Origin of the sequence: Micromonospora sp. NPDC047762, assembly GCF_043204655.1 — a bacterium.
Taxonomy (GTDB): Bacteria; Actinomycetota; Actinomycetes; order Mycobacteriales; family Micromonosporaceae; genus Micromonospora.
The window spans coordinates 356,648-378,594 of sequence record NZ_JBIDCQ010000004.1; the positions used below are offsets into that span (position 1 = coordinate 356,648).

Genomic DNA, 21,947 nt, shown 5'->3' on the forward strand with positions numbered 1-21,947 from the left:
AGCAGAGCGCGGCAGACCGAGGCCAGGCGAATTGACCCAGCGCTCAGGCCGTGGCCAGTCCGTCCCAGGCGGTCAGACGCCAACCAACGATGACGAGGCCAACCAACGGCACCCAACAATCGACCATTCGAAGCCGTAGTCGAAGCTCCCAGCTTTAGGGCGACGGACGAGTCGACCTGTACGCCGGATTCTGTGCGCGGCGCGTACCCCGAGGGGTTTGCGCCGGCGGCGGCCATCCATCTCGGCCTGCCGTTGCCGGCAGGCTCCAGCGGCCTACCCGCAGACATCGGGCGGGCAGCCCTCAAGCGTCTGCGCCGGGTCGTCATCTTGCGGTGACGGCCCTTGCTTGGCCTTGCTCCGGGTGGGGTTTACCGAGCCACCCCGGTCACCCGGGGTGCTGGTGGGCTCTTACCCCACCGTTTCACCCTTACCGTCCCCGTTGGGGTCGGCGGTCTGTTTTCTGTGGCACTGTCCCGCGGGTCGCCCCGGGTTGCCGTTAACAACCACCCTGCCCTGTGGAGTCCGGACGTTCCTCGGCGGCGGGCCGAAGCCCGCCGACGCGGCCGCCCGGTCGACTCGTCCGTCGCCCTCTCATCCTAACGACGCCGCTCGCGCGCCTATTGCCGCCCCGCAGGCGGGTGCCCGCGCAGGCCTGCCCCGCAGGCGGGTGCCCGCGCAGGCCTGCCCCGCAGGCGGGTGCCCCCGCGCAGGCCTGCCCCGCAGGCGGGTGCCCCCGCGCAGGCCTGCCCCGCAGGCGGGTGCCCCCGCGCAGGCCTGCCCCGCAGGCGGGCCTTCGACAGACTCGGCCCGCACGGCAGCGCGTGGAGACGGACCTTGGGTAGTGACCGGTCAGTTCACGCTGATCGTCACGACACCGGTTCCGGCGTACGCCTTCGGCAACTCGGTGAGGACCGGACGCCCGGTGGGCCACTCGGCGTCGGGACGTCCCAGCGCGGCGGCATGGGCTAGCTGCCAGTCCACACCTTGACGCAGCAGGCGCCCCACCAGCAGAGCGGTCGCGTAGCCCAGCTCGACGACCTCCAGTGCTGGTAGGGCACCGATGTGCTCTCCCAGGGCCGGGCGGGCGGAGGTGGCTGCGGCAAGGCAGAGTGCCGGCACCTGGACGTGCCGCCCCGCACCCCTGTGTGCGGTGACCACGAGCCCGGAGAGCGCCGGGTTGCCGGCACCGAGCGCGAGCAGCGCCGTGTGGTCGAGGATGACCGCGGCCTCGGTCACGCTGCCCGCCGGCCATCGTCGGCTAGAGATTCCGGGGCATTGCCAGCCTCGACGGCCGCCCAGACGTCCTCGCCCCGGGTGAGGTCGTCGGCGCTCAGGTCGGAAGCGATCTTGAGTCGGACGTACTGCTCCGCGCGCGCAGCGCGGTCGCGCAGTTCGTCGGCGGTGAGTGTCGCCTGGGTGAGCTGGGCGACGAGGTCCCGCATGGTCGTTCCACGTTCGTTCGCCAGGAGCGCCAAGCGGTCGCGTACCTCGGTGTCGACTTTGATCGTGGTATCCACGACCGGAGTATACGACTGGTATACCGCCACCCTGTTCCGCCTCGCCGGCCAGCTCACGACGGGTTCGGCGCGCGTACTAGCCTCGTGGGGCTATGGATCTCTCCCACGCCGCGCTGCTGCTCGCCGCCGGTCTCGCCGCTGGCACTGTCAACGCGGTGGCCGGTGGCGGATCGTTGATCACCTTTCCGGCGATGATCGCGATCGGGTTGCCCCCGGTGCCGGCGAACGTCAGCAACTCCGTCGCGGTCTTCCCCGGCTACCTGGCCAGTGTGGCGGGCAGCCGGCAGGATCTGCCGCGTCCCCGTGCGCTGGCCACGCTCGTTCCTACCACCATCGTGGGGACGATTGTCGGGGCGTTGCTGCTGTTGGCCACTCCGGCCCGCGCGTTCGAGCTGGTCGTACCCTTCCTGGTTCTCGGCGCGACAGCGGTCCTGGCCTTCCAGGACCCGCTGCGCCGGCTGGTCGGTCACCCCCGGGACCTGTCGCCACGCCGACGGACGGTCGCGGTGCAGACGATGGTCGCGCTCGGCGCGGTGTACGGCGGGTACTTCGGTGCGGCGCTCGGGGTGATGCTGGTGGCCGGGCTGGCCCTGGTGCTGGACGCGACCCTGGCCCGGGTGAGCGCCATCAAGAATCTGCTCTCCGCGGTGGTGGGCTTGACGACGCTCGTGGTGTTCGCCCTGTTCGGCCCGTTGAACTGGGCGGCGGTCGCGGTGGTCGCGCCCGCCACCCTCATTGGGGGGTACGCGGGCGCCCGGCTCGTCCGCCGGCTGCCGCCGGTGGTGCTCAAGACGGTGATCGTGGTGTTCGGTACGACGATCGGCCTCTACCTGCTCTGGCGCGCCCTGCACTGACTCGGCCGCCCAGCGGTCAGTAGGTCTCGCCGACGGGCTCGTGTTCGGTGTCGGCGGCGGCGCGGTTCCAGCGGGACCAGAGGATCCGCTCGCCGTAGCCGGCGGCCATCAGGTGCGCGAAGGCCAGGTAGACCAGCACGCCGACAGCGAGCACGCCGAAGCCGACCCAGAACGGCAGCGCCAGCGACTGCTCGGCGAGTTTGCCGGAGATGATCGGTGCCGGCGCGGCGGCGCCCCAGCGGACCAGGTTGAACGCGCCGGTGGCGACGCGCCGGTCGCTGGAGCCGAGGCCGAGCGCCAGGTCGGTGAGGTTGGCGTTGGCCAGGCCCATGCAGAGTCCGGCGAGCACCAGGACCACGAGCGCCTCGGCGGTGCTGGTGGAGGTGGCGAAGAGGACCATGCAGACCAGCAGCCCGGCGATGGCCACGCCGACGGTCTGTACCGCGCCGATGCGGTGGGCCAGCCGGTGACCGATCACCATGATGCCGGCGGCCAGGCCGAGACCCCAGCCGGTGAAGGCGAGCCCCAGCGGGATGACGTCCAGGCCGAGGAAGAGCGGCGTGTAGCCGAGCACCACGAAGAACACGAAGTTGTACGCGGCGGTGACCACGCAGAGGGCGATGAACGCCGGGCGGCGGTAGGTGGCGAAGATCTGGCCGACGCGTACCGGGGCCTGCCGGTTGGTGGGCTCGCGGAGTTTGCGGGAGGCCACGCCGAGGGCGAGGACCATGAAGACGCCGCAGACGAAGAACGGCAGCCGCCAGCTGACCTCGCCGAGCAGGCCGCCGATCAGCGGTCCGACGGCGAAGCCGAGGCCGAGGGCAGTCTCGAAGAGGCCCACCACCCATTCCCTGTCGACGGCCAGGTTGACGAGCACCACCATGGCGGTGGCGAAGAACATCGCGTTGCCCAGCCCCCAGACGCCGCGCAGCACGGAGAGCTGGACGATGTTGTCGCTGAACGAGGCGAGGATCGCGGCGACGCCGACCACGGAGACGCCGGTGATGAGCACCGGTTTGAAGCCGAAGCGGCCGCTGGCCAGTGTCGCCGGGATCATGCCAAGGGCCATGACCGCGATGTACGCGGTGAACAGCAGCTCGACCTGCCAGGCGGTGACGCCGATCGCCTCGCCGATGGCGGGCAGGATCGGGTCGACGACGGCGATGCCGGCGATGGCGAGGAAGGCCACCAGCGTGGTGGCGTAGATGGCACTGCGGTTCGGTTCGGAACGCCGATCCACTCCGACTCCTCAGATAGCTGTATCGTACAGGTATTTATTCTGTATGATACAGCTATGAGCGACGACAGTGACGAGAGCACCCTCGGCCAGATCGAGACCGAGGTGGCCCTGCTGATGCGCTTCGGCGAGGCCACCCGGCGGGCCACCGGCACCGCCGAGCACCGGGTGCTGGACCGCGCGGCGTACGTCATCCTGCGCCACCTGGCCGACGCCGGCCCGCAGAACGTCTCGGCGCTCGCCGCCCGGCTCAACCTGGACGGCTCGACAGTCACCCGACAGGTGTCCGCGCTTCAGCGCGACGGCCTGATCACCCGTACCCCGGACCCGTCCGACGGCCGCGGCACTGTCATCTCCCCCACCGCGACCGGTCTGCAACGGATGGCGGCCGTCCAGGCGGCCCGGACCCGGCTCTACGGGGACATGCTCGCTGACTGGACCACCGATGACCGGGAGACCCTGGCACGACTGCTGGGCCGCCTCAACCAGGCCCTGGTGGACCGCAACCGCCGCCGCTGACCACGCGTGGCGGTCTCGGGGCCTGGCTCACCGCGCCATCCAGCCGCACGAAACTCGTCCCACCGCCAAACACACCCGGCCCGGCCGCGTGACCCACACCCGGCGCGGGTCCGCGACCGACTGGTTCTCAGGAGAACGTTCGCCGCGCCCACGTGCGGAAGTCGGTGGTGGGCAGGCCGAGGGCGCGGGCCATCTCCGGACGGGCCGGGCTTCCGTTCTCGTTGATCTGCTCGACCGCCTTGACCATGGCGGGCAGCAGCCCGCGCTCGACGGCCTCCTGCGGGGTGAGCACGGGAGCGGTGATCGCCCGGCCGGTGACCTCACTCAGGATGGCCGCGACCTCGGTCATGGTGAGCATGTCGCCGGCGAGTTCGACGTCCTGACCGTCGAGCTTCCCCGGGTCGGTGAACGCGATCGCCGCGGCCTCGCCGATGTCGTCGACGGCGATCCACGGCATCCTCGTGTCAGCGGCGAAGCCGGTGATGATGGTGCCGCTGGACCAGTCGCCGAAGAGGTAGGACCAGCCGACGAGGTTCTCCATGAAGGTCGAGGGCTTCAGGATGGTCCAGTGTGCGAAGCCAGCAGAGCGCACCATCTCGTCGATGGTCGCCTTGCTCTCCCAGTAGTGCCTGTCCCACCGGCCCTCGGCCCATCCGGGCTGGTTGCGGTGGAAGTCTCCGGCACCCGAGACGCTGCTGTGCACGACGTGCGACACACCGGCCCGGCGCGCCGCCTCGACGACGTTGCGGCCGCGGGTCACCTCGGCGTCGCCCTGCATGTCCGTCACGTCGGGATACGGGATGGAGAAGAGGCCATCCATGCCGTCGGCGGCGGCGAACAGCGACTCCGCGTCGTCCAGGTCGCCGGTGACCAGTTCGGCACCCCGATCCCGCAACGCCTGGGCGCTGTCGGCGCCGGGATCACGGACCAGGGCACGGACCGGGACGCCCTTGTCGAGCAGCGCTCGGGCCGTAGCCCCGCCCTGCTTGCCCGTCGCGCCGATGACGAGAACAGCCACGATGCCTCCTGAGAAACAAGTGGGGTGATCCCCCACTTCCAGTCGGCTACGATACGGGGGACCACCCCATTTCTGCAAGGCGGGCCATGAGAGCGGACGCACAGCGCAACTACGACCTCGTCGTCGCGGCGGCCTCCGAAGCGATCGCCCGCGACGGCGCGTACGCCTCGCTGGAGGAGATCGCGCGATCCGCCGGGGTCGGTTCGGCGACCCTGCACCGGCACTTCCCCACCCGGTGGTCGCTGCTTCAGGCGGTCTTCCGCGGGTGCGTCCGCAACCTGGCGGCGCGTGCCGGAGATCTGCTCGCCGCGTCGGACACCCTCGACGGGCTGACGACCTGGCTGCACGAGGTCACTGCGTACGCCACGACAACCCGCGGCCTCGCGGAATCCCTCCTGAACGAGCCCCCCGAGGAAACCGAGGCCTGCGGCGCGATGCTCGTCGCCGCCGGTGAACCGCTGCTACGCCGAGCCGTCGACGAGGGTTCGGTACGGCCCGACATCACCATGGCCGACCTGATGATCCTCGCCAACGGCATCTCATTCGCGGCGCAACCGATGGGCGCGCTCAAGGCGGAACAACTGCTGACCCTCGCCCTCAGGGGAATCGGGTCAGCCGGCCGACCGTAGCTGTTCGCTGCAGACTCCGTCGATCATGGAGTTGTGGTGGGGGACGACTGCCGTGAACAGTCATCAACCAGGCACCACAACTCCATGATCGACGCGAAAGGGCAGGCCCGGGGCGCGGGGCCTGGGGTTAGGCGACTGGTTCTCGGGTTGGGTCGGCGTCGCGTTCGGTGCCCGGGGTGACGCGGGGGTCGTCCTCGTCGGCGAAGTAGTCGTCCGGCTCGGTGCCGTCGACTCCTTCCTCGACCTTCGCGGCCCGCAGTGCCAGCGTCACCAGCGCCGCCACGGCCAGGTTGACGGCCACCGCCACAATGCCGACGTAGATCGTCTTGGTGGTGTCGAACCCGAACTCCGACAGCGGGAACGCGGAGCCGCCGAAGTGCTTCCGGGTCGGGCTGGCCACCTGGTAGAGCATCCACATGCCCAGCCCCATGCCGGCGACCCAGCCGACGATCAGGCCGGTGCGGTGGAACCAACGGGTGTAGAGGCCCAGCGCCACCGCCGGCAGCGTCTGCAGGATGATCACGCCACCGATCAGTTGGAGGTCGATGGAGAACTGCGGGTCGAGGAAGACGATGCAGGCCACCGCCCCGACCTTGACCACCAGTGAGGTGATCTTCGAGACGTTCGCCTCCTGGGCCGGGGAGGCATCCCGCTTCAGGTACTCCTTGTAGATGTTGCGGGTGAACAGGTTCGCCGCCGCGATCGACATGATCGCCGCGGGCACCAGCGCGCCGATGCCGATCGCCGCGTACGCGACACCGGCGAACCAGTCCGGGAACTGCTGGTCGAACAGCAACGGCACGACGGTGTTGCTGTCGACAGTGCCTTCCTTGGCGCCGGGCAGCGGCTTCACGCCGGCCGCGATGGCCATGTAGCCGAGCAGCGCGATCAACCCGAGCAGCAGGCTGTACGCGGGCAGCGCCGACATGTTCCGCTTGATCACGTCGCGGTTCCGGCTGGCCAGCACACCGGTGATGCTGTGCGGGTAGAGGAAGAGCGCCAACGCCGAGCCCAACGCCAGCGTCACGTACTGAAGCTGGTTGTTGCCGTTGAGCAGGATGCCGTCGTTCGGGTTGGGCGAGGCGTCGAACTTCGCGTCCGCGGCGGCGAAGATGTCACCCCAACCGCCCAGCTTGTACGGCAGGTAGATGACCGCCACCAGGATCACGATGTAGATCAGGCTGTCCTTGACGAACGCGATCAACGCGGGCGCGCGCAACCCCGACTGGTACGTGTAGGCGGCCAGGATGGCGAACGCGATGATGATCGGCAGGTGTCGGGCCAGCGCGTTGTCGCCGGTGACGCCCATCGTCTTGAGCACCGCCTCGATGCCGATCAACTGCAACGCGATGTACGGCATGGTGGCCACGATGCCGGTGATCGCGATCAGCAGCGCCAGCACCGGCGAGTCGAACCGGTTGCGGACGAAGTCGGCCGGCGTGACGAACCCGTGCCGGTGCGACACCGACCAGAGCCGCACCAGCACCAGGAAGACCAGCGGGTAGATGACGATGGTGTACGGCACGGCGAAGAACCCGGCCGCGCCGGCACCGAACATCAACGCCGGCACCGCCACGAAGGTGTACGCGGTGTAGAGGTCACCACCGACCAGGAACCAGGTGATCCAGCCGCCGAAGCTGCGCCCGCCCAGCCCCCACTCGTCCAGGTGCGCCATGTCCTTCGGTGCCCGCCACCGGGCCGCCACGAAGCCCATCACGCTGACCAGGAGGAACAGCAGGGTAAAGACGATGATCTCGGTGAGATGGTCGCGCCACATCAGCGGCCTCCCCGCTTCTTCGTCATCTGGTAGACCAACGTGGTGGTGCCGACGCCGAGCAGGATGAAGGCCAGTTGCAGCCAGTAGAAGCGCGGGAAGCCGAAGACCCGGGGCGAGTCGCCATTGAAGAACGCCGGGATCAGCGGCACCACGATGGGGATGAAGAGCAACCAGTTCCAGGGGCTGTGGTCCTTTGCCCTGGTCGGCGCCGTGGGCGGCGCCTCCGGTTCGGGTGCAGCCATCTGACACACCTCCGGGGAGTCGTGGCTCTCGATGCAACGGCCGGAGGCTATGACTTTGTGATGGGCGTCACGTGACCCGTTCGGAAGGTGCTGCGCCGAACGGCTGGTGGCCTGCGCCGAACGGCGCAGGCCACCAGCCGAAGGGTGACCGCCTTAGAGGGCCGCGAGGTGGGCGGTGTCGTTGACAGTGCGCACCGCGACGCCGCCGTCCGGCCACATGTCGAACACCGAGATGCCGGCCGCGTCCAGGAAGAGCCGGTGCAGGAAGCCGTCGCCGGCCGCGAGGGCGTCACGCAGCACCAGCTTGATCGGCGAGACGTGCGAGACGACCACCACCGTCTCACCGGGGTACGCGGTGAGCAGCCCCCTGATGACACGGTGCGCGCGTTCGGCGACCTGGGTGAACGACTCCCCGCCCGGCGGCGCGATCCGCGGTGAGGCGAGCCAGGCGTCCATCTCCCCCGGCCACTGCTGGCGCACCTCGGCGAAGGTGCGCCCCTCCCACTGGCCGAAGTCGCACTCGATCAGGTCGTCGTCGGTGCGGACCGGCACGTCACCGAGCGCCCCGGCGATCGACGCCGCGGTGGCCGTACACCGAGACAGGGGTGAGCTGAGGACGGCCGCGACGGACGGGGCCAGCTCGGCCACCCGGGCGGCCGTCGCCTGCACCTGGGCCCGGCCACGCTCGGAGAGCGGCACGTCGCCGCGCCCGGAGTAACGCCCCTGCTCGGTGTACGGGGTCTCGCCGTGCCGGACCAGGATGAGCCGGGTGGCGGTGAAGCTCGGCCGTGGCTCCCAGGAGGCCGGCGCGGTCGCCGGGTCGCTGCCGATGATCGGGGCGGCGGGTGTCGTCGAGGGCTGGCCCGTGGCCGTCGTCGTCGCAGGACGACCGGGGGCCGTCGTCGTCTCGGGACGGGCGGGGGCCGCGGTCGCCGACGGACGACCCGCGGCGGCGTCCATGGCGGCGTTGGCGAGGGCGTCGGCGTGCCGGTTCTGCTCGCGCGGAATCCAGCTGAACCGGACCGCGCTGAACCGGCCCACCAGCGCGGCGGCCTGGGCGGCGAGGGGCCGCAGGCCGGGGTGCTTGATCTGCCACCGGCCGCACATCTGCTCGACCACCAGCTTGGAGTCCATCCGGACGTCCACCTCGGCGGCGCCCAGCTCGGCGGCGGCTGTCAACCCGGCGATCAGGCCCTGGTACTCAGCGACGTTGTTGGTGGCCGTACCGAGCGACTCGGAGCGCTCGGCGAGCACCTCGCCGGTCTCCGGGTCACGGACCACAGCGCCGTAGCCGGCGGGGCCGGGGTTGCCCCGGGATCCACCGTCGGCCTCGATGGAGACGACGCGCGGCGCCACGACCTACAGGCCCGACTCGTTGGTACGGACCATGATCCGCCGGCAGTCCTCGCAGCGGACCACGTCATCGGGGGCGGCCTTGCGGATGCGGGCCAGGTCGGCGCCGGACAGGTCCAGGCGGCACCCGCCGCAGCGGCCCCCGGTGAGCAGCGCGGCACCCAACCCGGTGTCCGCGCGGATCTTGTCGTAGAGGTTGACCAGATCGCTCGGGAGATCGCCGGCGAGCGGCTGACGCGCACCCCGCTTGAACTCCTCCTCCTTGGCGATCTCGGCCAGCGCCTCGTCGCGGCGCTGCTCGGTCGCGGCCCGCTTGTCCCGGGTCTCGGCCAGCCGCTGCTCCACGCCGTCCAGTACGCCCTGCGCGGTCTCCCGCTGCTCCATCAGCTCCAGCTCGGCGTCCTCCAGGTCGCCCTGGCGGCGCTTGAGCGAGACCAGCTCGTGCTGGAGCGCCTCCAGCTCGCGGGCCGGGCCGGTGCCGGCGGCCAGCCGGTTCTCGTCCTTCTCCTTGCGGGCCCGGACCTGCTCGACGTCCTTCTCCAACCGGGCGATGTCCCGGTCCAGGTCGTCCACCGCCACCTGGGCGCGAACCCGCTCGTCCTCCATCGACGACAGCTCCCGGGCCAGCGACTCCAGCTCGGCCCGCTCGGCAAGCGTTCGCCTACGGTGGGCGAGCTGGGCGAGGTTGGTGTCGATCGCCTGGAGGTCGAGCAGGCGGCGCTGCACCTGAGGGTCAGCCTTCACGGTCGGGCTCCTTGTCGTCCACAACGGGTGCGGCGGCGTGCACGGTCCACGGGTCGGTGTCCAGGTCGGACACCAGCGTCTCGACGTCCAGCGCCTCCCTGAGGAAGGCGGCCAGGTCGTCCAGCCACGGTCGTTCGGTCGCCCAGTGGGCGGCGTCGATCAGGGCGGGACCATCGGCGGCGAGGTGCTCGCCGGCCGGGTGGTGCCGCAGGTCGGCGGTGAGGAACGCGTCCACCCCGGCGGCGGTCGCGGCGCCGAGGAAGCTGTCCCCCGACCCGCCGCTGACGGCGAGGGTACGAACCATACGCCCGGGATCCCCCGCCGCGCGAACTCCCCAGGACGTGACGGGGAGCACCGCCGCCGCGTGCCGGGTCAGCTCGGCGAGGGTCATCGGCTCGGGCAGTTCGCCGATCCGGCCGAAACCCCTGTCGTCGCCGTGGGCGGGCGAGCCGGGCGCGGGTCGTTGGAGTGGGCGCAGACCGGTGAGCCCGAAGCGGGCGGCGAGGGCGTCGGAGACACCCGGGGAGGCCACGTCGGCGTTGGTGTGCGCCGCGTACAGCGCCGTCCCGGCCCGGATCAACCGGTGGATGATCCGCCCCTTGAATGTGGTCGCGGCGACCGACGACACCCCGCGCAGGAGTAGCGGATGATGCGAAACGATCATGTCCGCTTCGGCGGCCAGGGCCTCGTCGACCGTCTCGGGCACCACGTCGACCACGCAGAGCACCCGGCGGACCGGAGCGGCCGGCTCACCGAGCACCAGGCCCACCCGGTCCCACTCCTCCGCCCAGACCGGCGGAAAGCGCCGTTCCAGCGCGGCCACCACGTCGCTGACTGTGGGGACGGATCCGCTTGTGCTCACGGCGGGCCAGCTTACCGGCGTCGGGGCGGCCGGGCGGTGACACCCGGCCCGGCCGCGTCGGGTGGAAGATCTGCCGGACGCGCTACGCGGCGCTCCAGGAGACGGTCTGCAATGCGGCCAGCGGCATCGCCCAGGGGAAGGCGTGCAGGTGCTGCTCCCCCGTTCCGGGCGGGTGCAGCGCGATCACATCGTCGCCGAAGAGCACCGTGACGCCCCACTCGGCCAACCGGGCCACCCCGGCACGAAACGCCGGGTGGCAGGCCATCGCCGCGTTGGTGTACGGCACCGCCACGATGGGGACGCCCTTGCCCTGCGCCTCGACCAGCAGCCCGAGCGCCAGCGTGTCGGTGATCCCGGCGGCCCACTTGTTGACCGTGTTGACGGTGGCCGGGCAGACGATCATGGCGTCGGCGGGCGGCAGCACGTCCGGGTCACCGGGGTTCTTGTAGTGCGTCCGCACCGGGTGGCCGGTCTGCCGAATCAGGGCCGACTGGTCGACGAACTTCGCGCCGTCCGGCGTGGTGACCACGCAGACGTCCCAACCGTCCTGTTGGGCGAGGTCGACCAGACGACCGACGTGCCGGGCCAGCGGCGAGCCGCAGGCGATGACGTAGAGCACCTCACGGTGCCCGCTGTTGTGCGCTGCACCGGCCATCAGACCGGCTCCGCGCTCATACCCCTACTCCCATGTGCTCAGCCAACTCCGCTACCGGAGAAGGCGGCGCACCACGTGTGCGACGGAGGATGTCGGACATCACCTCGTGCGCGATCGGTCGGCAGCGGATCTCCGACGGGGCGAGCCGATCACCGAGCAGCAGCATCTCGCCGGCGTTCGCCACGTCACCTATCTGGGCGTAACCGCGGGCGATGTCGAGCAGGTGGTGGGCGCGGCGCTCGGGCAGCAGCGCGTTGAAGGCGGGCTCCGCGATGCGCAACTGGTGCACCTCCACGGCGCGCCCCCCGTCGCCCAGCTCCACGGCGGCGGCGGCCCGGTGCAGTTCGACGTTGGTCGGGCCGAACGACGTCCAGTAGTGGTTGTAATCGCCGCCGAGCAGGGTGGCGGCCTCCTGCGCGCAGTTGATCAGGTCGTCGACGCTGGCCGAGTCACCGATGCGGGACGCGGCCATCGCACCCTGGAGCAGCAGCATCCCGTAGACGGAGAGGCGGGCCGGGGAGACCGTGTTGCTTCCACCCGGTGCCAGCCGGTTGGCGATCTGGACGTTCAGCTCCAGCGCGGGACGGGCCCGGCCCATCGCGACCAGGGCGTTGCACACCCGGGTGGTGGCGATCCCGGCGAGCAGCGGGTCGTCGGCCCGTTGGGCCACCGCCATCGACCGGTCGGCGGCCAACCAGGCGAGCTCGCACTCGCCGAGCTTGCGCAGCACCGAGGAGGCGATCTGGTAGACCTGCCCGAGCAGGTGGGCCGCCTCGGCGGCCTGCTCACCGCCGTAGGCGGCGTCGGCCGCCTGAGCGTCACGCAGCAGCTTCGGCAGCGCCCGGGTGAGCATCCCGTAGCGGCCGTACTGGTAGGTGAGCCAGGCGTGGTTGACGGCCTTGCGCATGTCGTCCATCGGCGGCGGGTACGGCGCCGCGTCGAAGTACGCGCTCATCGAGTCGTAGCGTTCCAGCGCCGCCCGGATCTCCTGAACCTCGACCTGGTCGATGCAGTTGAGGGCGTCGGCGCGCCGCTCCGGGTCCTTGCCCATCAGCAGCTGCACGTCCATCTGGAGGATGTCGGCGATCTCGTAGAGGACGGAGAACTTGTCCAACCGGCGGACACCGCGTTCGACCTTGTCCACCCAGCTCTTGGACTTTCCCAGCCGGTCCGCGAAGACCTGCTGCGACATCTTGCGCCGCCCCCGCCAGTAGGCAACTCGCCGTCCTATGGGTAGCTCGTCCATCTCCCCATCCTCCCCTGCCACCGACGACCAATCGAGTCGGGGCGATGTCCGCGGGTGCGGCGACTGCCGTTCATGTTCAGGTTTTGGCTGGTCGCACAGGATGTACGTCAGCCGGACAGGTAGTCCTCGTACTTTTCGTGCAAGTTGCACGGGCCGTTCGTCAACCTCAACGATCGTGGGTTACGGCAGTGACGGTGCTCGACATGCGACCTGGCGAACGCCGGGCCCGACGAGAGGAGTTGGCACACATGTGGGGGAATGTCGTACCGCGCGTTGCCGAACTGTCGCCGCTGGAACGGGTCCGGCTGCGCCGGGTCGCCATCCGGTACGCGGTACACGGCTGGGAAGTCACCCCGGGGGCCTGTCTGGCCCGCAGCCGCTTCGTCTGCGGCCGGGCCGGCTGCCCCACAGTGGGCTGCCACCCCGCCCTGGAGAACTGGGAACTGGCCGCCAGCGCCGACCCGGCCCGGGTGGCGACCTGGTGGCGGAGCCGACCGCACGGGGTGCTGCTGCCCACCGGTCGGGCCTTCGACGTGCTGGAGGTGCCCGCCCACCTCGGCCGGCACGTGCTCGACGCGATCCAGATCCACCCGGCCGGCACCGGCGTACGCGGACCGGTGCTGGTCACTCCCACCGGACGGTGGATGTTCCTGGTCCGCCCCGGCGACCCGCTCAGGCCGGAGCTGGAGCACTGCTTCCACGTGGTCCGGCACGGGCCGGGCTCGTGGATCCCCGCGCCGCCCACCCGGCTGCCGGAGGGCACGGTCCGCTGGGCGGTTGCCCCGGAGCAGGCGCGCTGGCAGCTTCCGGATTCGTACCTCGTGCAGAACACGTTGATCGGGGCGCTGCGCGCCGCCGGGGTGACGCTCGCCCCCGACCTGCTCCCCGGTCACCTGCCGCTGCCCCGACGAGGCATGTGAAACCGGCCCGGTCGAGGATTCGATCCGGTGCCCGACAGCGTCGCCGAGGCGTCGGTCCTCGTTGACAGGGGGACGGTGCGAACGCGCGCCACGAACGGGGGAACGATGTCCACAAACGACAGAGCGCCTCACCCCGGCGGCACCGAGCCGCCCCGGCGCAGCCACCGGGGGCGCCGCTGGGCCGGCACCCGACCGTCCGGGTCCCGCCCCGGCCGCCCACGCCCCACCGGCACCCGCCCAGCCGGCACCCACCGCCCCCTCCGCTAGTCCCGCGCCGCTCCCCGTCTCCCCCAGCCCCGCCCGCCCGAAGCCCCGCCCAGCTTTCCGCGATCTTGCACTTCCTGTCCCGACAATCTCCACACAAAGGGACAAAACGCCAACCGAAAGTGCAAGATCGCGGGGCGTGAGAGGGCGTGCGGGGGGGGCGCGGGGGGCGTGAGGGGGCGTGAGGGGGCGTGAGAGGGGGCGCGGGCTAGTCGGTTAGGGGGAGGTTGAACGAGTGGTACTCGCGGGCGTTGTCGGTGATCACCGCGTGGGTGTGGTCGTCCAGGCGGGCCAGCCAGTTGAGGCCGGGGGTGCCCATGGCCAGGGCGGCGGTGGCGTACGCGTCGGCCACCCCGAGGTCGGTGCCGACCACAGTCACCGAGCGCAGCCCACTGGCCGGTGCGCCCCGGCGCGGGTCCAGCACGTGCCGGCCGCGTTCGTACACGCCGGACGTGGCCACCGCCAGGTCGGTCCCGCTGAGCACCAGGCAGGCCGCCATCGCGTCCCACGGGTGCCGGATACCGATGCGCCACGGTTCCCCGGACGGTGACAGACCCCGCACCCGTACGTCGCCGCCGGCGTTCACGCAGTGGTTGACGGCACCGGCGGCGACGAGACGGTCCGAGGCGACCTGGGCGGCCCAGCCCTTGACGAAGCCGGACGGGTCGAGCCGACCGGTGGCGTACGCGTCGAAGAACCCGTCGGTGGCACCCCACAGGTCGGCGCAGGTCTCCAGCACGTACCGCAGGTCAGCGGACGCCTCGGAGAGCAGCACCTCACCACGGTCGAAGCGACAGACCTCGCTGTCCGGCCGGTAGGTGCTGAACCGCGCGTCCACCTCGTGCATCCAGGCGAAGACCTCATCGGCCAGCTCGCGCAGCGTCGCCGGTGGCAGATCGTCGGCGAGGTCCAGGGTGATCGTCGTACCCATGATCTGTTCGACCCGGCACAGCCCGGGTCGGGTCAGCGTGGCCCGCACGTCAGAATGCCTGCTCGATGGCGGACCGCAGCGACTGCTTGTAGGAGTTGCTGGTCTCGGTGGCGCCGGAGACGGTGTTGAGGTTCGCGTTCTGTTTCTGCACGACCTCACCGCCCCTGCCGTCGTAACGATTGCGGACGTCGCCGCTGTGGATGTCGGATTCACCCCCGCTGGGCAGCGACAGCGCGACGGCCTCGACGATCCGGTTACCCGAGACGACGATCTGCACCTGCACGTACCCGTACTCGTTGTCGAAACCGTTGCCGGTGACCCGGCGGGTGGTCGACTGGGGTGCCTTGGTGGTGGTCCGGGGTGCGGCCTTCGTGGTGGTGCGGGTGCCGGACGGACGGCCGGTGTTCTTTGTTGGTTTGGGCGAAGAGGGCGCGTCGGCAGTCACCGACGGCTTCGGCGCCCCGCCCGACGGGTCCGCGCTCGGCTCGACATCCTGCGGGGTGGGGTTGACCGGCTGGGCGGTCGGCAGGTTCTGGGCGACCTGGCTGGTGCCTGGCGAGCCCTTGAACACCACAAGTGCGGTGGTGCTGGCGGCCAGGCCGGTGATCGCGAGGAGCGCGCGACGCATGGGGATGCCCTTCCTACAGCTCGAACGTGGCGAGGTGGATCTGCCGTCGGGGCACACCGGCCCGCCGCAGCGCCCGCACCGACTGTTCCACCAGACCGGGCGGCCCGCACAGGTAGACGTCGCGCCGGGCCACGTCGGGCACCAGTTGCCGCAGTCCGTCCGGGCTCATCAGCTGGCGGGGGCCGGGGTCGTCGCGGGAGCCGATGACGTACCAGACGGAGGTGTCGCGTTCCTGGGCCAGCCAGTCCAACTCGCGGCTGAGCAGCACGTCGGCCGGTGTGCGGGCCCGGTAGATGAGCGCCGCGCCCGGCGGCAGCTCCTCCAGCATGGCCCGGATCGGCGTGATGCCGCTGCCACCGGCGATCAGCAACGCCCGCTCCCGGAGCCGGTGCGCGGCGGTGAAGGTTCCCGACGGGCCTTCGGCCCAGACCCGGGTGCCCGGTTCCAGGTCGCGCAGGTCGGCGGTGTGGGTGCCGACCACCTTGACGGTGACGCGCAGCCAGCGGCCGTTGGCGGCGGCGGAGACGGAGAACGGGTGCGACTGCCACCAGCAGCCCCGGGTGAGGAACCGCCAGCGGAAGTGCTGGCCGCCGAGCATCGCCAGCCGGTCGAGCCGCTCCCCGGTGAGGTAGATGGAAATGGTGTCGGTGCTCTCGGCGACCACGTCGGCGACCCGCAGCTTGTAGCGCAGGTTGAACGCCAGCGGTGCGATCACGCGGCCCCAGAGCAGGGCGGCGACCACCAGCAGGTAGAGCGCGATCCAGCCGGTGCGCACCGGGCCGGGCCGGTACAGCTGCGCGCCGTGGGTGAACTGGTGGCCGAAGCCGAGCAGCAGGATCAGGTAGCTGGACAGGTGCAGCAGGTGCCACATCTCGTAGGGCAGTGCCCGCCGGATCGCCCGGATGCTGCTGAACCCGACGAGCATCATGATGCCGGTGGCGACGAACGCCGAGACCATGTCCTCGTAGTCGCCGAGCAACGTGCCGACCTCGGCGAGGATCGACTGATTACGCAGGTCGGCGTAGCCGACCAGGATCAGCGACATGTGCGCCAGCACGGTGACCAGCAGGGTGGCGCCGATGTCCCGGTGCCAGCGGGCCATGTGCTCGCCGCCGATCCACCGTTCCAGCACCGGCAGTCGGCTCATCATCAGCACCTGCACCAGCAGCAGGTAGCCGGCGACCAGGCCGGTGATCCGGCCGGCCGAGGTGACGGTGGCCGCTGTGGTCCGCAGCGATCCGGCCGGGGTGCCCAGCCACCAGGGCACCACGCTGGCGAGCAGGCCGACCAGGAGCAGCACGCCCAGCAGCCGTCGGCCGCCGGGCCCGCGCCGGGCCGGGATCTGCGGGGGTACGGGCGCAGCCGACCGGCCGCCGTGCCGGGACGAGGTCCCGGTACGACGGCCGGCGGCGTGGGTGTGCGGGTACGTCACGCGTACAGCTTCATCGGGGCGTACTTCTGGCGGGGGAAGACCTTGTCGACCTCCGCGTTGGTGAGCCCGAACCGGCCCTGCGCCACAGCGCCGTAGACGTTGAACATGTTGTTGTACTCCGGCACGTCACCGGAGTCCAGCTTGTCCAGACCGTTCCAGGTGCCGAGCAGCGAACCGGCCAGCTTCTTGCCGGACAGCAGGGTGACCACGCCGCCGTGCCCGTGGTCGGTGCCGTTGTTGTTGGAGCCAACCCGACGGCCGAACTCGCTGGACACCATGATCGTCACGTCGGCGGCCTTCGGGCCGAGGTCGGTGAAGAAGGCGGCCATGGCGTTGGCCAGCTCGTTGAGCCGGCGGTGCAGCTGGCCGCCCTCGCGGGTGCCCTGGTTCTCGTGGGTGTCGTAGCCACCCATGCCGACGGTGGCGACCCGGACGTTGGCACCGCCCTTGATCAGCTGGGCGAGTTGCTGGAACGCGTTGCCGACGCCCTCGTACTTGACGCCCTCGGCGGGCTGGTACGGCTTGGCGGCAAGCTTCTGGGCGGTGGCCAGCGCGCCCATGCCCTCCTGCACGGCTTCCTCGACGGGGTGGTTGATCCCGGTGAAGAGCCCCTTGATGGCCTTCTCGGTGGCGGCCCGGAACCGCTCGTCACCGTTGAGCCGCAGGGAGCCGACGTTGTTCAGGGAGAGCGCGCCGTTGTTGCCGACCAGCGAGCGGGGCAGCGTGCTGCCGATGCCGACGCTGCGGAACGCGGTGCCCTTGCCCAGGTTGTCGACCAGACCGTCGAGCCAACCCCGACCGCCGGTCTCGTTGGGCAGCCCGCCCAGGTTGCAGGCGTCGGCGGCCTGGAAGTGGCTGCGGGACAGCCGCTCGTCGGAGACCGCCGGGATGAAGCCCAGCTGACCGGCCGTGAGCCACTTCTCCAGCGGCTTGAACGCACTGGTCAGCTTGAAGCCGCGACCCAGGGCCAGGGAGTCGTTGCCGAGCAGCAGGTCGGGCCGGGCCTTGTTGAGCACCGCGTCGTTGTCCGGCGCGATCAGGCTCAGGCCGTCCAGCCCGCCGTAGAGGAAGACGTGGATCAGGGTGCCGGTCTTGGTCGCCGCGAACGACGCCGAGGTGGTGACGAACTGGGCGGTGGCCAGCGCGGTGGCGGTGGCCGCGGCACCGGCGACGAAGGTCCGCCGGGTCACGCCGCGACCGTCCTGCTGGGCCTCCTCCAGGTTCTCCAGGGTGCGGTACCTGTCGAACTCGGCGGCGTTCTCGGCGGCGACGATGTCCGCCTCGGCGCGCAGCAGAGCCTCGGCCGGGTTGTCGGCCAGCCGGCGCACGTCGGGGCATTCGGGGTGCAGGGGGAAAGAGTTGTACACAGTCTTCTCCATCGGGTGCCTCACCGGAGGTGGTGCTGGGGGGAAGCGAGGATCGCCCGCGCGACGGCGGTGATGGCCCCGTTGAACGTGGCGTCGACCTTGGTGGTCGCCGCCACACCGGCCACGCCGAGGATGAGGTTCTTCTCCCGCGTGCTCAACTTCTGGCCTACCAGCCGCTGGGAGAGCGCGTCCACGTACGCCCCGGCCGTCGCCGGTGGCTTGGCGACCAACTTCTCCGGTGCCGTGTACGTGAAGGTGGTGCGGTAGCCGGCGAGGATCTCGCCCGCCTCGTTCCAGCCGTTGACCATCGTGCCGGCCGAGGTCCAGGCGACGTAGACGTCCGGGTAGCCGTCCGGGGTCGGGTGACCCATCGGGGACTGGCCCAGCTCGCGCATCTTGTCGTGGATCTGGCGCAGCCCCCGGGCGTACGCGGTGCGCTTGCTGTCGCCGTTGTTGTGCTTCGGCGACGCCTCCGGCGAGACGCCCAGGGTGCGGTACGTGGCGACCAGGTACTCCATTGGCCGGCGCACCTTCTGGCCCACCCCGGCCCAGAACTCCGAGGAGCAGAACAGCGTCATCAGGACCGGCTTGATCATGCCCTTGTTCGTGGTGTACGTCTTGGCCAGCCGGTCCACCAGGGACTTCGGCGGGGTGTCCGAGACGAACCGGGTGGCCAGGCTCTGCGCCACGTACTTCGCCGTCGACGGGTGCGTCGCGATGTAGGTGATGTACGCGTCGATCGCCGCTTCGGCCTTCTTCGGGTCGGCCGAGTTGTTCGCGTGGGTGAAACCGAGGATCTTCACCTTGCCGACGTAGTGCTGCTCGGGGCGGAAGACGTACTTGCCCTTGTCGTCGACACCGCGGCCGGTCTGCAACATGGCGGCCTGCCGGACGTCGGGCTCCTTGTAGCCGCCGTCGACGCCGACCGAGTAGAGCTCGAGGTTCTCCCGGGCGAGGTTCTCGTTGATCGCGTCCTTGCGGGAGTCCTTCTGGTTCAGGTAGATCAGCAGCGCCGGGTGCTTGTTCGCGGCGACCAGCATCTCCGGGTAGCTGCCCAGCGCGTGCTTGCGCACGACGTCCTGGTCGAACGAGTTGCGGTACACCTCGCCGCCGTCGAAGTCGGCGGCGACGTGCAGGAAGTCGTTCCAGAAGTCGACCATCACCTCGAACAGCTGGCGCTTGGACCAGATCTGCCGGGCGATGGTGGCGTCGACCATCTCCCGCTCGGGGTGGGCGTCCTGCTCGTTGAGCTTGTCCCGCTGGTCGCGCAGTTGCTGCACGGAGAGCTTCTGGGTCGGCAGCTCGGCGAGCTTCAGCTCGCCCTTGCTCGGCTCCAACTTCCCCGGGTCCAGCTGGGCGCGGATCCAGGCGTCCATGCCCTCGCGCTTGATGTCGGCGACCACCGCAGGCGTCACGCCGAAGGTGGCGCGCCGGGCCAGGTGCAGGATCGGGTCCTTGGCCAGCACCGTCTTCACTGTCACAGTGGTCGCCGCCGCGGCGGCGGCGGGGCCGGAGTAGGTCCGCCCGCCGGCCGGCGCGTTCTTCTTCAGCGCCTCACCGGCCCGGGAGCCCATGTAGCTCTCGTTCTGCTCGGTGTAGGTACGCACGGTGCTGGGCTGCTGGCCGCTGGGCCGCGCCGCGGTGCCGTCGGTGACCGTGCTGCCGGTCGCGTCGCCGGCCAGCGCGTCGTCGCCGAAGAGGCCACGGATCTGCGGGGTCATGGCGAGCGCCGCGCCACCGGCGACGACGGCGGCGGTGCCGCCGAGGGCCACCATCGCCTTACGTCGGCCGACCTTGCGATCCGGCTCGTTGTCATCGTCGAGGGTGGGCAGTCCGGTGCCGGCCGGTCGCGCCGGGGCCGGGCGGCCAAGGCCCTCCGGGCCGACCCACTGCGGGCCGCGCGGAGCGGGCGCGGGCTGCCCGGCGTACTGCTCACGCGGGTCGGCCTGCGCGGCGTAGCCGCCCTGGTAGGGGTGGGGCGAGTCGTAGCCGTAGGGCGCCGGCGGGTGGGGGTCGCCGTAGCCGTCAGCGCTGGGGTGCTGATGTCCGTCCCAACCGCGGTCGTCCCGCGGTCGACGTGGTGGCACATTCTGGTCGGCCATGTACCAATCCCGATTTCTGATGAGCGCCGGAAGCTGCTACCGGGCAGGTGCGGCAGGTGCGGCGACTGTTGCCTGAGGGGGTTGCTACGGCAAGGTAACCAAGGCCCCAGGGGCCTTCAAGGTGGCCGGAACCCACTCGGGAGGGCACTTAAGACAGCCCTCAGCGCGACCTCGGCGGCGGGCGGAGGAACGGACCCGCCCGCAGACCTTCCCAGCAGGGCGTACGCGCGCCAGCCGAGCACGGACCGGACCTCGCCGCCGCACGCGACAGTTTCGGCGTCGTTCACCACCAAAGGCAAACTTAAGGTTCAGGTAAGCCGGACGTGAAGCGTGCTCGCGTGGAGGAAAGTAGCAGCAGCGGGCGAGCGTGAGCCACCACCGCAGCGGGTATGCCGCCGAACCGCTGAACGCGTGAGGGGAAGGCAGCGCCATGCTCAGCAAAGAGGATCAGCGCAGATTCGACCAGATCACCCGTCAGCTCCGGGAAAGTGACCCGGCGTTCTTCAAGCGGCTGGACCACCGGGCCCGAGCCCGCAGGGGCCGTTACCTGATGTTGTTGACCATCGTGCTGTGGGCGTCGCTGCCGGCGATAGCCGTGTTCGCCGGTCGACTCACCGGCGCGATCTGCGCGGTGGTGCTGGTGGCCAACGCCGCCATCATGTGGCGGTTTCGCCGCCGCTGGACGTGACTGTTGAACCGCTCGACGGGACGGCTCAACCGGTGGACGTGACAGCTCATTTGTCGGCCGGGCCGAACGCCCGGTACGCGCGGCGCAACCGTTCGAGCAGACCCGGCCCACCGATGGCCGGGGCCGGTGCTCCGAGCTGTCGCAGCAGCAGGTCCGTGCCGGTCACCAGTCGGGGCGGCCGATCCGGCAGCGGCACCGGCGCTGACCAGAACCGGTCCGCCGTGTCCGCCAGCGGCGTCACCGACAGCCCGGCGAGCGCCCGGGCGGCGCCGACCGGCGCCACAGCGTCCACACCCGATTCCGCACCGTCCGGTTCGGACGGTGGGTCGAGCGGTGGGGGCGGTGGGGTGGCACCGGTGGTCGCGGCCCGGCGGGCCCGGAGTTCGTCGAGCAACTCCGCCCGGGACCGACCGCGCCAGTGCAGCAGTTCGAACGGGTCCGCGTCGAACGCCTCGGCCAGCAGGTAGAACGTCGCCGCGAGGTGCTTGCACGGCACCGCGAAGTCGGGGCAGTTGCAGCGCTGGGTCAGCTCGTCCACACCGGCTGGGAAGAGCGGCGCGCCGGCGGCGGAGAAGACCTCCTCCAACTCGTCGGGGAGGTCCCCGGCGAGCAGCCGGGCGCTGAAGAACGCCTGCCCGGCCAGTTCGTCCTCGATGCGGGACCAGAGCGCCGCCGGGAACGGCTTCAGCGCGATCGACACCTGGTACGGCTGAGGCCGGGAGCCCTGCACGACCGCGCTGACCCGCCCGGGTGCGATGTCGAGGGTGAGCACCTGACCGGCCCGCGCGTACGACCGGCCCCGGGTCAACCGGGTGCCGAGCGCGAACGACTCCAGCACCTCCAGGAAACGCCGCGACCACCAGGACCGGCCGATCGCGCCCCGGGCGCTGCGCGCCCGCAGGCCCCCGTCGACCCGACGGGGACGCCCGTAATCGGCGAAGTCCATGCTCACGTCGGCACTC

22 protein-coding genes and 1 other RNA gene are annotated in these 21,947 nt (G+C 70.8%); 5 read left to right on the forward strand and 18 right to left on the reverse strand.

What is annotated here, in order from left to right; all coding sequences use genetic code 11:
• Positions 1 to 163: 163 nt before the first annotated feature.
• The 3 genes from rnpB to ACGF3C_RS15625 all read right to left on the reverse strand — a co-directional run bounded on the left by rnpB (position 164) and on the right by ACGF3C_RS15625 (position 1,517).
• Positions 164 to 579, reverse strand: an RNA gene (rnpB, locus tag ACGF3C_RS15615) — RNase P RNA component class A.
• Between the two features lie 270 nt (positions 580 to 849).
• On the reverse strand, positions 850 to 1,236 hold the full coding sequence (locus ACGF3C_RS15620) for a hypothetical protein (RefSeq protein WP_354856621.1): 387 nt from the start codon (positions 1,234 to 1,236) through the stop codon (positions 850 to 852).
• On the reverse strand, positions 1,233 to 1,517 hold the full coding sequence (locus ACGF3C_RS15625) for a hypothetical protein (RefSeq protein WP_393222382.1): 285 nt from the start codon (positions 1,515 to 1,517) through the stop codon (positions 1,233 to 1,235). Before ACGF3C_RS15625 ends, ACGF3C_RS15620 begins: the two co-directional genes overlap by 4 nt.
• Positions 1,518 to 1,609: 92 nt before the next feature.
• On the opposite strand from ACGF3C_RS15625, the gene ACGF3C_RS15630 reads away from it, so the two are divergent.
• Positions 1,610 to 2,371, forward strand: coding sequence for a sulfite exporter TauE/SafE family protein (locus ACGF3C_RS15630; RefSeq protein ID WP_357222179.1), 762 nt, complete (start codon positions 1,610 to 1,612; stop codon positions 2,369 to 2,371).
• A 16-nt stretch (positions 2,372 to 2,387) separates the two neighbouring features.
• On the opposite strand, the gene ACGF3C_RS15635 is transcribed toward ACGF3C_RS15630, so the two are convergent.
• Positions 2,388 to 3,611 (reverse strand): MFS transporter, encoded by a 1,224-nt coding sequence (locus ACGF3C_RS15635; RefSeq protein ID WP_393222385.1) that lies wholly within the window; start codon positions 3,609 to 3,611, stop codon positions 2,388 to 2,390.
• Between the two features lie 54 nt (positions 3,612 to 3,665).
• Here ACGF3C_RS15635 and ACGF3C_RS15640 point away from each other — a divergent pair, with 54 nt between their 5' ends.
• The gene (locus ACGF3C_RS15640; protein WP_393222388.1) at positions 3,666 to 4,127 is read left to right on the forward strand and encodes a MarR family winged helix-turn-helix transcriptional regulator; all 462 of its coding nucleotides are present in this window, start codon (positions 3,666 to 3,668) and stop codon (positions 4,125 to 4,127) included.
• Between the two features lie 127 nt (positions 4,128 to 4,254).
• On the opposite strand, the gene ACGF3C_RS15645 is transcribed toward ACGF3C_RS15640, so the two are convergent.
• Complete coding sequence (locus tag ACGF3C_RS15645; RefSeq protein ID WP_393222391.1) at positions 4,255 to 5,145, reverse strand: NmrA/HSCARG family protein; 891 nt, start codon at positions 5,143 to 5,145, stop codon at positions 4,255 to 4,257.
• Positions 5,146 to 5,231: 86 nt separating this feature from the next.
• Here ACGF3C_RS15645 and ACGF3C_RS15650 point away from each other — a divergent pair, with 86 nt between their 5' ends.
• Entirely contained in the window at positions 5,232 to 5,774 is a 543-nt protein-coding gene (locus ACGF3C_RS15650) for a TetR/AcrR family transcriptional regulator (protein ID WP_393222394.1), read from the forward strand.
• A 127-nt stretch (positions 5,775 to 5,901) separates the two neighbouring features.
• Here ACGF3C_RS15650 and mctP read toward each other — a convergent pair whose 3' ends face one another.
• The 7 genes from mctP to ACGF3C_RS15685 all read right to left on the reverse strand — a co-directional run bounded on the left by mctP (position 5,902) and on the right by ACGF3C_RS15685 (position 12,653).
• Positions 5,902 to 7,551, reverse strand: a complete 1,650-nt coding sequence (mctP, locus tag ACGF3C_RS15655; RefSeq protein ID WP_393222397.1) for a monocarboxylate uptake permease MctP — start codon at positions 7,549 to 7,551, stop codon at positions 5,902 to 5,904.
• Positions 7,551 to 7,793 carry a DUF3311 domain-containing protein gene (locus ACGF3C_RS15660; protein ID WP_091409411.1) on the reverse strand — a complete coding sequence of 81 codons (243 nt, stop codon included), beginning with the start codon at positions 7,791 to 7,793 and terminating at the stop codon, positions 7,551 to 7,553. Before ACGF3C_RS15660 ends, mctP begins: the two co-directional genes overlap by 1 nt.
• Positions 7,794 to 7,946: 153 nt before the next feature.
• Complete coding sequence (locus ACGF3C_RS15665; protein ID WP_393222400.1) at positions 7,947 to 9,149, reverse strand: bifunctional RNase H/acid phosphatase; 1,203 nt, start codon at positions 9,147 to 9,149, stop codon at positions 7,947 to 7,949.
• A gap of 3 nt (positions 9,150 to 9,152) precedes the next feature.
• A complete protein-coding gene (locus ACGF3C_RS15670; RefSeq protein ID WP_393222402.1) occupies positions 9,153 to 9,890 on the reverse strand; it encodes a zinc ribbon domain-containing protein in 738 nt (245 codons plus the stop codon).
• A complete protein-coding gene (locus ACGF3C_RS15675; RefSeq protein WP_393222859.1) occupies positions 9,880 to 10,716 on the reverse strand; it encodes a Nif3-like dinuclear metal center hexameric protein in 837 nt (278 codons plus the stop codon). The genes ACGF3C_RS15670 and ACGF3C_RS15675 overlap by 11 nt, the downstream gene beginning before the upstream one ends.
• Before the next feature lie 118 nt (positions 10,717 to 10,834).
• Positions 10,835 to 11,407: a flavoprotein gene (locus tag ACGF3C_RS15680; protein ID WP_238690551.1), complete on the reverse strand. Its 573-nt coding sequence runs from the start codon at positions 11,405 to 11,407 to the stop codon at positions 10,835 to 10,837.
• A gap of 16 nt (positions 11,408 to 11,423) precedes the next feature.
• Positions 11,424 to 12,653, reverse strand: a complete 1,230-nt coding sequence (locus ACGF3C_RS15685; protein WP_393222406.1) for a helix-turn-helix domain-containing protein — start codon at positions 12,651 to 12,653, stop codon at positions 11,424 to 11,426.
• A 248-nt stretch (positions 12,654 to 12,901) separates the two neighbouring features.
• Between ACGF3C_RS15685 and ACGF3C_RS15690 the strand changes: the two genes are divergently transcribed.
• Positions 12,902 to 13,573, forward strand: a complete 672-nt coding sequence (locus ACGF3C_RS15690) for a bifunctional DNA primase/polymerase (RefSeq protein WP_357230123.1) — start codon at positions 12,902 to 12,904, stop codon at positions 13,571 to 13,573.
• Positions 13,574 to 14,045: 472 nt separating this feature from the next.
• Here the strand turns inward: ACGF3C_RS15690 and ACGF3C_RS15695 are convergent, their stop codons facing one another.
• From ACGF3C_RS15695 to ACGF3C_RS15715, 5 genes are read right to left on the reverse strand one after another with little or no spacing between them, the layout of a single operon-like run.
• Positions 14,046 to 14,768: an FAD:protein FMN transferase gene (locus ACGF3C_RS15695; RefSeq protein ID WP_393222861.1), complete on the reverse strand. Its 723-nt coding sequence runs from the start codon at positions 14,766 to 14,768 to the stop codon at positions 14,046 to 14,048.
• A 49-nt stretch (positions 14,769 to 14,817) separates the two neighbouring features.
• Positions 14,818 to 15,396, reverse strand: a complete 579-nt coding sequence (locus ACGF3C_RS15700) for an FMN-binding protein (RefSeq protein WP_357230117.1) — start codon at positions 15,394 to 15,396, stop codon at positions 14,818 to 14,820.
• A 13-nt stretch (positions 15,397 to 15,409) separates the two neighbouring features.
• Entirely contained in the window at positions 15,410 to 16,828 is a 1,419-nt protein-coding gene (locus ACGF3C_RS15705) for a ferredoxin reductase family protein (protein WP_357230119.1), read from the reverse strand.
• Entirely contained in the window at positions 16,825 to 18,207 is a 1,383-nt protein-coding gene (locus tag ACGF3C_RS15710) for a DUF1501 domain-containing protein (RefSeq protein ID WP_357194634.1), read from the reverse strand. The genes ACGF3C_RS15705 and ACGF3C_RS15710 overlap by 4 nt, the downstream gene beginning before the upstream one ends.
• Positions 18,208 to 18,215: 8 nt before the next feature.
• Positions 18,216 to 20,297, reverse strand: coding sequence for a DUF1800 family protein (locus ACGF3C_RS15715; RefSeq protein WP_393222411.1), 2,082 nt, complete (start codon positions 20,295 to 20,297; stop codon positions 18,216 to 18,218).
• A gap of 430 nt (positions 20,298 to 20,727) precedes the next feature.
• On the opposite strand from ACGF3C_RS15715, the gene ACGF3C_RS15720 reads away from it, so the two are divergent.
• On the forward strand, positions 20,728 to 20,985 hold the full coding sequence (locus ACGF3C_RS15720; protein WP_355008840.1) for a DUF3040 domain-containing protein: 258 nt from the start codon (positions 20,728 to 20,730) through the stop codon (positions 20,983 to 20,985).
• Positions 20,986 to 21,031: 46 nt separating this feature from the next.
• On the opposite strand, the gene ACGF3C_RS15725 is transcribed toward ACGF3C_RS15720, so the two are convergent.
• The gene (locus ACGF3C_RS15725) at positions 21,032 to 21,931 is read right to left on the reverse strand and encodes an SWIM zinc finger family protein (RefSeq protein WP_357223796.1); all 900 of its coding nucleotides are present in this window, start codon (positions 21,929 to 21,931) and stop codon (positions 21,032 to 21,034) included.
• Positions 21,932 to 21,947: the final 16 nt, after the last annotated feature.

Excerpts from the sequence above, each read along its gene's own strand:
- ACGF3C_RS15630 (WP_357222179.1), top strand. The coding sequence starts at position 1,610 with ATGGATCTCTCCCACGCCGCGCTGCTGCTCGCCGCCGGTCTCGCCGCT.
- ACGF3C_RS15640 (WP_393222388.1), top strand. The coding sequence starts at position 3,666 with ATGAGCGACGACAGTGACGAGAGCACCCTCGGCCAGATCGAGACCGAG.
- ACGF3C_RS15650 (WP_393222394.1), top strand. The coding sequence starts at position 5,232 with ATGAGAGCGGACGCACAGCGCAACTACGACCTCGTCGTCGCGGCGGCC.
- mctP (WP_393222397.1), bottom strand. The coding sequence starts at position 7,551 with ATGTGGCGCGACCATCTCACCGAGATCATCGTCTTTACCCTGCTGTTC.
- ACGF3C_RS15660 (WP_091409411.1), bottom strand. The coding sequence starts at position 7,793 with ATGGCTGCACCCGAACCGGAGGCGCCGCCCACGGCGCCGACCAGGGCA.
- ACGF3C_RS15680 (WP_238690551.1), bottom strand. The coding sequence starts at position 11,407 with ATGGCCGGTGCAGCGCACAACAGCGGGCACCGTGAGGTGCTCTACGTC.
- ACGF3C_RS15685 (WP_393222406.1), bottom strand. The coding sequence starts at position 12,653 with ATGGACGAGCTACCCATAGGACGGCGAGTTGCCTACTGGCGGGGGCGG.
- ACGF3C_RS15690 (WP_357230123.1), top strand. The coding sequence starts at position 12,902 with ATGTGGGGGAATGTCGTACCGCGCGTTGCCGAACTGTCGCCGCTGGAA.
- ACGF3C_RS15695 (WP_393222861.1), bottom strand. The coding sequence starts at position 14,768 with ATGGGTACGACGATCACCCTGGACCTCGCCGACGATCTGCCACCGGCG.
- ACGF3C_RS15700 (WP_357230117.1), bottom strand. The coding sequence starts at position 15,396 with ATGCGTCGCGCGCTCCTCGCGATCACCGGCCTGGCCGCCAGCACCACC.
- ACGF3C_RS15710 (WP_357194634.1), bottom strand. The coding sequence starts at position 18,207 with ATGGAGAAGACTGTGTACAACTCTTTCCCCCTGCACCCCGAATGCCCC.
- ACGF3C_RS15715 (WP_393222411.1), bottom strand. The coding sequence starts at position 20,297 with ATGGCCGACCAGAATGTGCCACCACGTCGACCGCGGGACGACCGCGGT.
- ACGF3C_RS15720 (WP_355008840.1), top strand. The coding sequence starts at position 20,728 with ATGCTCAGCAAAGAGGATCAGCGCAGATTCGACCAGATCACCCGTCAG.
- ACGF3C_RS15725 (WP_357223796.1), bottom strand. The coding sequence starts at position 21,931 with ATGGACTTCGCCGATTACGGGCGTCCCCGTCGGGTCGACGGGGGCCTG.